The following is a 4,198-nucleotide window of genomic DNA, read 5'->3' on the forward strand; positions in this document are numbered from 1 at the left end:
CGCCAGCCGTCCAATCCACAGCAGTCGAAGGAGTCATAACCCCCGGATAATCAAGGTTCGGAATTTGGAAGCCACCAAAAAGCAGCTGAATGCGTTTGCAGAATATCCCAACAATAGCTGCAAGAGCAGCGACAACGATAAGCGGATTGGAACGTAGTTTTGGAGTAAATGCAACCAACGCGGTAAACGCACAAAGAATAATCTCTGCCCAGAAGAAGGGGGCAAGGGGGCCAGTTGTAAGCATCGCCACCACCTCGACACCATCACCGCCCGGGAAGCCCTCAGTTAAAAGATCGCAACCAAAAAAATATAGATCGACAACCACAAATACCCCGAGCAACTTCATCATTTTGATAACGTTCTCCTGAGCAAGCTTAAGGTAGCCGGCCTTGCATAAGGCAATCACAACCACCAACACAAGCGCCACGCCGCACACCAATGCCGAAGAGACAAACCACGGAGCAAGGAGCGCCGTGTTCCACATCTCAAGCACCGCTTGTAAGCCAAAAATCCACGCTGTTACTGAGTGCACGAGAACAGCGCACACGAGCGCAACAACAGAGATAATGCGCAGAGAAATCGCCTTACCTTGACCCTTTTCAAAACGCAACGTCGCCCATAAGTAAACGACAGACAAAATTAGATACGCCGACAACACGATAATATCCCACATGAGCGGCGAGGAAAGATTCGAATACGCAAACAATTCCCAAATACGCAGAGGTTGACCGAGATCGATAATCACAAAACAAATGGCGAGTATCGTACAGCAGATTGATGTCCATACGGCAATTTTCGAGATACCGCCGAAGCCCTTGATGCCAAAAGCACGCGGTACTGAACTAATGATGAGCCCGCCCGCAGACAAGCCCACGAAGAACATAAAACTCGTAATATAGAGCCCCCACGAGTCGAGATTACGCATATTGGTAAGAACAAGGCCCGCCGAAAGTTGCCAAACCCACAGTCCAACACCAACAAGGGTAACGACAGCCGCAACAACAATACCAATATTGACCCCCTTACCGCCGAAGAGAGCAGCAGGAGCCTTGACGGACTCGGCCGTCGAAATGTTTTCAGACATCATGATTCTCCTTTCAGCCTAAACAAGGTAATAAACGGAGGGTTTTGTACCCTCACTCGGAAGAAGCTGCTTGTATTCACGCGATTGAATGAGCTTAGATACTTCGGAAGCGGGATCATCCAGATCACCCCAGAAGCGAGCGATACCACGGCAAATATCAACACAGGCCGGCCGGTCACCACGAGCTACTCGGTGATAGCACATGGTGCACTTCTCAACCACATGCTTCTGATGAACAGCGACATCGGCGTCTCCCACAGCAAAGCTAAGAGAGTACTTCGGCTCTTCCCAATTAAAGGAACGAACGCCCGTGTAGGGGCAAGCAGCCATACACATACGGCAGCCAATACATTTGTCGTAATCTTGACGCACGATACCTGTCTCGACATCCTTATAAGTAGCGCCCACCGGACACACCTTCACACAGGCAGGGTTCTCGCAGTGCTGGCATGCCAGCGTAATAAAACTCATCGAAAGATTGTCCGGGAAAATACCCGCAGGGGTGAGCTCAGCCTCTCCACCATCGGTAAGCGACCGAGTCCACCAGGTGCCATCAGGAAGGTTGTTTTCAACTTTGCAAGTCATCGAGCAATTATTGCATCCGACGCAGCGTTTAGTATCAACTACCATTGCATAATGCGTCATTAGTGCTCGCCTCCTTCATATTTTTCCACTTCACACAAATAGTCGTAGAACGAGCTATTTCCTGTCAGATCGCTACAAGCAAGCGTCAAGTCTTGGTGGTGCCCCGAAACATAGTCTTTCTCCTGTGGCCCATGAGGAAGTACGATAGAATCGTAGCGCAGCCCCTCGGTTAAGACAGCTTTAAGAACCACATGACCACGATCGTTGTAAACGCGCACCGTATCACCCTGCTCGATGCCTCGATCAGCAGCCGCCTTCTTGTTTATCATTGCATAGGGCTCGCCCCAAATTTCACGAATCCACGGGATGTTGTTATACATAGAATGCCCTGTATAGTTGCTATGCTCGCTATTTCCGAAGAGCGGATACTTATCCCTCAAAGGGTTGGCCTGGTAGGCCTCTTCGGCATGTTCATACCAAGGAATGAGCTCCGTTGGGGCAATTTTGGTAACCCCAACATCACGCGGAATAATCATCGGAAGATAAAATTGAACACGCCCAGTCGCATTGAATTCCGCACCGATCTGAGGAGTGTCACCAAAATCAGCAATAATACCTTCACGAACGAAGTCATCATAAGTGCGCCCTGTTGCTTTATTTTCCTTATTATCTAACAGCGTATGCAAATACTCTTCATCAGTCTTGTCGTACAGTTCCGAGAAGCCCATCTTATCAGCAAGCATCCGGTATACATCCATGTCTGACTTACATTCACCAGCGGGCTCAACAGCTTTCTGCATGACAAAATCGATCTCAAGGGAGCCGGCTGCCATCTTGTCCATCTCCTCATAAGCTAAGCATATCGGCAGGACAACATCCGAGTAGCGAGCCGTATCAGACATAAAAGAATCAGCAGTAACTATAAAGTCGACTTTTTTTGTTGCATTAAGGAAAGCTTGACGACCCGATTCGCTTGCAAATGGATTTGCATTAGTTATGTACAGACACTTGATAGGGTAATCTTTCCCAGCAAGCTTCCCCGTATCAAGAACTTCTGGCAGGCGCATTGAACAGACCTTCGAAACGGGCTTTGCTGTTGCTGGAATCATGTCAGTCATGGTAAGTTTCGTTTTTGCGACTCCCGCATGACTCTTCGAAAGATACACTGACCCACCAGGACAGTTCATGTTCCCCGTTAAACTCGCAAGATACACCAGGTTTTTGTAGTTATGTCGAGAATTAACGTGGTGGCAGATACCCTGCGCCGTCACAACCGTCGCGGGCTTATTGGTTGCATAAAGATGGGCGAGTGTTTCAATCTGCTCGACAGTCAAGTCGCACTCTTTAGATGCCATTTCTACTGTAAATTGCTTTGTCTGTTCTTTTACGTAGTCAAAAACAGTGCGAAGTTTGATACCCTCATACTCATAAGTACCTAAAATGGCAGGGTTTTTAACTTGCTTTGACGATCCAAAGGTTTGAGTCGACGTATCATAAACAACCTCAGGATCAATAATCGTCGGCATGCCTGTGTATGGGTTAATAGGACCAACAATCGGCTCAACCCCCATATCTGAAAGCTTAAAGTAACTACCATTTTCCTTTAAAAGAAGAGGAGCTACTGATTTATTGGCCAGAAAATCATTATCGATAAGATTATTGTCGATAATGTAGTTACACATCGCCAACATTAGAGCCCCGTCGGTACCAGCACGAATAGGCAAAAATGTATCGGACGCAGCCGCCGTTATGGTGAATCGAGGATCAATCGTCACGATGGACGCGCCTTTATCCCTCGCATCACACACATAGGGCCAGGCATCGCGAACACTTTCGCTGATGTTCGCCCCCCACATAAGAAGCGTTTTGGCGTTCGCATAATCCGAAGTCGTATTCATACCATGCTGCAAAACATAGAATCCCATATAAACTTGAGCTTGATCACCGCCAGGAATAACGGCCGTTGCTCCCAGATGATTCACGAGGCGATTATATCCAACACCATATGTTTGGTAGTACGCCCCATTAAGCCAACCGTCCGACCCATACGAATGCCAAATTCCCAGCGAGTGCGGCCCATATTCATCAATAGTTGCCTGAAACTTTTCAGCAATCTCGGAAATAGCTTCGTCCCATGATATGCGTTCCCAGTTCCCGCTACCACGTTCACCAGCTTGGCGCATTGGATACAAAATGCGATTAGCCGCATACAGGCGCTGCGGGTTCGTTTGCCCCTTAACACAGCCCATTCGGCACCGCTCGAGCCCCTCAGGCACATCATAGGGGCGTGTCTGCACTAGTTTCCCATTACGCACCTTACCAACCAAGGCACATTTTCCGCCACAGTTGCCGCGACAGGTGTTTACAAAAGTCTCTTCACCGGTACTCAAGGTTTGCATACCTCGTGTTTCGAGAGCAGCAGCCTCTCCCACCAACCCAAGACTATTTCCCGCAACGGCAGAACCAGCAACAACTCCGGTTGTTTTGAGAAAACCCCTACGCGTAAGTCCCTGCTTTAAGTTTTTTACT

3 protein-coding genes are annotated in these 4,198 nt (G+C 48.4%); all 3 read right to left on the reverse strand.

The annotated features are described in order from the left end of the window. Positions 1-1,087, reverse strand: a 1,087-nt coding sequence (gene nrfD, locus RR842_RS12085; RefSeq protein WP_332729891.1) for an NrfD/PsrC family molybdoenzyme membrane anchor subunit, incomplete at its 3' end; no start/stop codon positions are given. Between the two features lie 15 nt (positions 1,088-1,102). Beyond that, positions 1,103-1,729, reverse strand: coding sequence for a 4Fe-4S dicluster domain-containing protein (locus RR842_RS12090; RefSeq protein ID WP_332729892.1), 627 nt, complete (start codon positions 1,727-1,729; stop codon positions 1,103-1,105). After that, positions 1,729-4,198 (reverse strand): molybdopterin-dependent oxidoreductase (locus tag RR842_RS12095; RefSeq protein WP_332729893.1); only part of this gene is annotated, 2,470 nt, incomplete at its 5' end. The genes RR842_RS12095 and RR842_RS12090, both read right to left, overlap by 1 nt.

Source organism: Gordonibacter sp. (assembly GCF_036667095.1).
Taxonomy (GTDB): Bacteria; Actinomycetota; Coriobacteriia; order Coriobacteriales; family Eggerthellaceae; genus Gordonibacter.